This window comes from Bacillus sp. P4_D3 (assembly GCF_056401855.1).
The window spans coordinates 1-5,380 of record NZ_JBFUIN010000218.1; the positions used below are offsets into that span (position 1 = coordinate 1).

Below are 5,380 nucleotides of genomic sequence, written 5' to 3' on the forward strand. Positions count from 1 at the left end.
TAACAGGTACCGTGTATTGAACAGTACTGAAATAAGAAAGGGGGATTGTCCTTGAACGTTCAGTTTAAAAAAGGTGTGTTAGAACTGTGTGTATTGGCGCTTGTAAAACGTAAGGATTGTTATGGTTATGAACTTGTTCAGCAAATTTCAAATAAATTTTTAATATCGGAAGGTTCTGTATATCCGCTATTACGTCGTTTAACGAAAGAGGAATATTTTCAAACATATTTAAAAGAATCCACGGAAGGACCGCCCCGTAAATATTATCAACTAACAGAGCAAGGGGAGACGCAACTTCATTTGTTAGTGACGGAGTGGCGTGATTTTGCTAAAGGTGTTCAAGAAATTATTGAAGGGGTGGAATGGGATGAGTAAAGAACAGTTTCTTAAAGAATTATCAAGTCATCTTAGAAAGTTACCAGAAGAAGAGCGACAAGATATTTTATTTGATTATGAAGAGCACTTTCAGTTTGGGATGGAAGAGGGGAAAACTGAATCAGAAATAATAAAGGGGCTTGGTTCTCCGAAAGTAATTGCGAAAGACTTGCTTGCTTTGTATCGCTTTGATGAGATGAAAAAAGATCCATCGACTTCGAATGTAACAAGAGCTGTCCTGGCAGCGGTTGGACTTAGTTTGTTTAATTTTATTATTGTGTTAGGCCCATTAATTGCAATTATAGCTTTTATATTTTCCTTTTGGGTCGGTGGTATTGCTAGTGTAGTGACACCATTTTTCGTTATTGTAAAAGTATTTATGGGTACTTTTATATGGTTGGATCTTTTCGTTAGTATAACGTTTGTTGGAGTAGGTTTGTTGTTATGTATTGTAGCTTATTATAGTACGAAGTGGTTTAAAAGATTATGTGTACGCTATGTAGTATGGAACTTCAAAATGATAAAAGGGGAGTAGATGATGAAAAAAATATTATTAGTAGCTATCGCTTGTATCATTATTGGAGTAATAGGGATTTCACAAACATATAAGAAAGCAGTAGAAACTGTAGAGAAAGGAAATAAGGAAGAAGTTATTAAAAACGAAACGCTAAAAAATGTGGAAGTTAAGTTAGATGCTGGAGATATTGTTGTCCAAAAATCGCCTGATTCCTCTTTTTATGTAAAGCAAACAGGAGACGTAAGTAAACAGGAGATTCGTATTGCTGAAGATGGTGACACATTAAAAGTCATAGGGGAAATAGAAAAAGGTGTTTCATTTAATTTTTCCTTTTACAATTTCGGATTTCAAACGCCTACATTGACTATATTTGTACCAGAACGTTCTTATCAAGAGATAAAAGTAAATTCATCCGCTGGACAAATAGAAATAAGTAATGTGAAAAGTGACCGCGTAAGTGTTGAAACACTCGCCGGAGAAGTGGATTTGAAACATGTAACAGCAAAGAGTGTGGAGGGGTCTACAAAAGCTGGTGAGGTAAATTTTAAAAAAGTAATAGGGAAAGTAACAGCAAAAACGGCTAGTGGGGATATAGATATTATTGATCATGATTCTAAATATGATTTAGAGGCAAGTTCAACTGCTGGAGATGTAGATATTACTTTATTGGAAAAACCACAAGATGCAGTTATAACTGGGCAAACCGCTGCTGGAGACGTGACAATTTTTAATGAAGACAATAAAAATATAACGATTGGTAATGGTAGTAAAAAGATTAGCGGTAAAACCGCTGCTGGAGATGTTACTATTGAAACGCGTTAATAATGAATGAAACGCATTCTTTTGAATGAACGGAAATCTATCAAAATATAAAAAGAAGATAATTACCTATATAAATAAGGGAATTATCTTCTTTTTATTATTTTTAATGTAAATCACGATATACGCCAATTACTTTTCCGATAACTGACACTTGTTTTAAAATAATAGGTTCTAGTGAAGAGTTTTCCGGTTGTAGACGGAAATAATCTTTTTCTTTATAGAAACGTTTAACAGTTGCTTCGTTATCTTCTGTTAAAGCAACTACAATTTCACCGTTGTTTGCAGACTGTTGTTGGCGAACAACAACTAAATCACCATCAAAGATACCAGCTTCAATCATGCTATCTCCAGAAATGCGTAACATAAACACTTGATCTGCTCCAGCAACGATACTAGCTGGAAGTGGGAAGTGATCTTCTACACTTTCGACTGCTGTAATCGGTAAACCGGCAGTAACTTTTCCGACGATTGGAACTTGAATTACTGACTGTGTTTCTATTCGGTTGTCACCTAAAATTTCAATTGCGCGTGGTTTTGTTGGGTCGCGTCGAATATATCCTTTTTCTTCTAGTCGTGATAAATGTCCGTGCACTGTAGAACTAGAAGCAAGGCCGACTGCTTGACCGATTTCACGTACGGAAGGCGGATATCCTTTTTCTTGTACTTTTAACTTAATAAAGTCGAGAATGTCTTGCTGGCGTTTCGTTAACTTTTCCATGTTTTCTAACACCTCGTTTTCTTTCATTTTTCTTATTATTAAGTATAACATGCGAAAAAACATTCTACAAACATAAGTTCGAACGAAAGGCAAATTTATGATACACTATAAGGAAGATATAGTGAGAAAGAAGGGTTCAAAATGAATGCAATTATTTATGCACGTGTGAGCACAACAAAAGAAGAACAAGAAACATCATTATTGCGTCAAAAAGATGAATTATTGCATTTAGCTGAGCGCTATCAAATGGATGTTACAAAGGTAATTGAGGAGCAGGCTAGCGGTTATACAATTGAACGTGATGGCATATTAGAAGTGCTAGATACAATTCGAGATGAACAAGTTGATGTACTACTTATACAAGATGAAACGCGTCTTGGTAGAGGAAATGCAAAGATTGCATTAATGCATTGTTTACATAAAGAGGGGATAAAAGTTTATACGCACACGCATAGTGGTGAATTACAGCTTTCAGATTCTGATTCGATGGTGCTAAATATAATAGGGATTGTTGAAGAGTATCAAAGAAAGATCCACAATTTAAAAATTAAACGTGGCATGCAAAGGGCGGTAGAGAAAGGATTTCGTCCAGAGAATAATTTGAAAAATCGTCATTTAAGTATAGGACGTGAGAAAAAAGAAGTGCCAATTGAGGAAATTGTACGTTTACGCCGGAATGAATTAACTTTTGAAGAAATTGCAGCAACACTTCGTGGTTTTGGTCATGATGTTTCAAAAGCAACTGTACATCGAAGGTATGTAGAATATACAAAGCAATTGCTTGATAAAGAGGACTAACTATTGTATGATAATAATCAGTTTTGAGTAGAAGGGGGATTCGAGATGCCAAGTCAAGAACTCATTGAACGCATTAACTTCTTAGCGAAAAAAGCAAAAGCTGAAGGCTTAACTGAAGAAGAACAACGTGAGCGCCAATCGCTACGTGAACAATATTTAAAAGGATTTCGTCAAAATATGTTAAACGAATTAAAAGGAATTAAAGTCGTTAACGAAGAAGGAACGGATGTTACACCGGCGAAATTAAAAGCTTTAAAAAAGCAAGAGAATGCAAAATTAAATTAAAAGATGGGCATAGCCCATCTTTTTTTATTTGTTAAATTCGTTATTTAATAACTTTCCAGTTGTGATTGACTGTTGCTTCTATCCTTTTGTGCTTCGATATATAGTTAGCGATAAGTTCAGACATATCTGTTGGTATGTCTTTTACTACTAGCTTATTTTGAAACATAAAGAAGTTCCCTCCGCCACTTGCGCGATAATTATTCATAACAACGTCATATTCTTCATTTATATTAAGGGGAGCGCCTTTATACTGTAAAGATTCTACTCTCTCGCCAATTGGTCTTGAAATGTTTAATACGTACGAAATCCCTTCCCACATATCGTAATTATAGTGTTGCGGCTTTGGTTCTATGTAGGTAGGGGTTACGATGATGGATCCATCTGCTTTTAATGTGAAATAAGAAGCAGAGAGTTCGAGAGCATCTTTTATATCCGCTCCGGTTATTCTAATTACTTTTAATGTATTTGGATAAATATAATTAGAAACGATGTCACGCATTGTTACATGTTTCGGGAAACCTGGAGATGTATTATGGAAMAAACTTGTGCAAGAAATTGAAACATTAGCTATATCCATCTGTATTTTATTTATGAATTCAATAAAAGGATGGTCTTGCAAACGAGTTTGCATAGCATCTGAAATTTGCATGTCCCCATAGATTAGTCCAATCGGTTGATCAAGCCAATTTTGTGTTTTCTCTTCATAATTGGCAACCAAGGAAAGAACATCTTGGTCTGCCGCAATTCCTTGTACGGGCAATAACTCTGAATAACTCTCTTTTTTCACCCATTTTTGTTCTGCTTTTTCGAATGTTACTGTTACTTTTCCAACTGAGTGTCCATTGCATCCGGTCTGTAAAATTGTTACACCATTAATCACGGTGTGAGCGATTTCTCGGTGTTGGTGGCCTGTTAGTAAAATATCTATGCCTTCAATTTCATGGCACATTGCATATCCTTGGTTTTCACCTGTTAAAACTTCAGTCGGTACCCCGGTTTGTAAATCGCGTTCAAATCCCCCGTGATAGGCTACGACTAGTAAATCTGGTTTTTCATGTTTACGGATGTAAGAAACCCATTTTTTTGTTGTTTCAAATGCATCTTCAAATTGTAAATCTTTAATATGATGTGCTTGTTCCCAATGGGGGATGTAATGCGTTGTCACCCCTAAAATAGCAATTTTTATATTTGATTCAATATGTTTTGTTATATATGGTTTCCCAAAATAAGGTTCTTTTCTGTTTTTATCTAAAATGTTTGCTGATAGATAAGGGAAATTTGCAGTAGCCACAGCATTATTTAATATATCCATTCCATAATTAAATTCATGATTTCCGATAATTGCAATGTCATACTCTAAGTAGTTGGCTAATAAGGACATTGGGTTTTCCATATTTTTTTCGTATGTAGCGTAATGATAAGTAAATGGTGTTCCTTGAATGAAGTCCCCGTTATCAATTAAAAGAACGTTTGTGTTTTGAGAACGTTCTTTTTTTATAAGAGTGGAAATCTTAGCTAAACCAATGTCTGCTTGGGAGTTATCTTGGTAGTGAATTGGATAAACAGTACCATGTATATCGCTTGTTAATAAGATGTTTAAAGTTACAATTTGATTTTGATTCAATATCATTCACCTTTTCTATTGTTATCTACTAATTAAGCATATCAAATATATGAAGGGAAATTTAATGTGAATGTATAGAATGTGTAAAGATTCTGTAAATAGGGAATTATTCGTGAAAATGTGTGATATATTTCTTCATGTTTACGGAAGGTTATTTTATAACAACAAAAATGGGGGCATTAATATGTTGAAAAAAGTTTTTGTAATGAGTACAACAGTTGTACTAGCAGCGGGATTATTA

7 protein-coding genes are annotated in these 5,380 nt (G+C 34.7%); 5 read left to right on the plus strand and 2 right to left on the minus strand.

Translation table 11 applies throughout. The features are described 5' to 3' along the window. Positions 1–51 precede the first annotated feature (51 nt). From AC1DTM_RS17580 to AC1DTM_RS17590, 3 genes are read left to right on the plus strand one after another with little or no spacing between them, the layout of a single operon-like run. On the plus strand, positions 52–375 hold the full coding sequence (locus AC1DTM_RS17580) for a PadR family transcriptional regulator (protein WP_016105867.1): 324 nt from the start codon (positions 52–54) through the stop codon (positions 373–375). After that, positions 368–910 carry a DUF1700 domain-containing protein gene (locus AC1DTM_RS17585; protein ID WP_002111217.1) on the plus strand — a complete coding sequence of 181 codons (543 nt, stop codon included), beginning with the start codon at positions 368–370 and terminating at the stop codon, positions 908–910. The genes AC1DTM_RS17580 and AC1DTM_RS17585 overlap by 8 nt, the downstream gene beginning before the upstream one ends. A gap of 3 nt (positions 911–913) precedes the next feature. Beyond that, a complete protein-coding gene (locus AC1DTM_RS17590; protein ID WP_002160864.1) occupies positions 914–1,714 on the plus strand; it encodes a DUF4097 family beta strand repeat-containing protein in 801 nt (266 codons plus the stop codon). Positions 1,715–1,817: 103 nt separating this feature from the next. On the opposite strand, the gene lexA is transcribed toward AC1DTM_RS17590, so the two are convergent. Further along, a complete protein-coding gene (lexA, locus tag AC1DTM_RS17595; protein WP_002111215.1) occupies positions 1,818–2,432 on the minus strand; it encodes a transcriptional repressor LexA in 615 nt (204 codons plus the stop codon). Positions 2,433–2,573: 141 nt separating this feature from the next. On the opposite strand from lexA, the gene AC1DTM_RS17600 reads away from it, so the two are divergent. Together AC1DTM_RS17600 and AC1DTM_RS17605 are read left to right on the plus strand one after the other, a co-directional pair. Next, positions 2,574–3,230 (plus strand): YneB family resolvase-like protein, encoded by a 657-nt coding sequence (locus tag AC1DTM_RS17600; protein ID WP_002111214.1) that lies wholly within the window; start codon positions 2,574–2,576, stop codon positions 3,228–3,230. A gap of 45 nt (positions 3,231–3,275) precedes the next feature. Continuing rightward, complete coding sequence (locus tag AC1DTM_RS17605; protein ID WP_002111213.1) at positions 3,276–3,515, plus strand: DUF896 domain-containing protein; 240 nt, start codon at positions 3,276–3,278, stop codon at positions 3,513–3,515. Positions 3,516–3,555: 40 nt separating this feature from the next. On the opposite strand, the gene AC1DTM_RS17610 is transcribed toward AC1DTM_RS17605, so the two are convergent. Next, positions 3,556–5,139: a bifunctional metallophosphatase/5'-nucleotidase gene (locus tag AC1DTM_RS17610; protein ID WP_477000565.1), complete on the minus strand. Its 1,584-nt coding sequence runs from the start codon at positions 5,137–5,139 to the stop codon at positions 3,556–3,558. Positions 5,140–5,380: the final 241 nt, after the last annotated feature.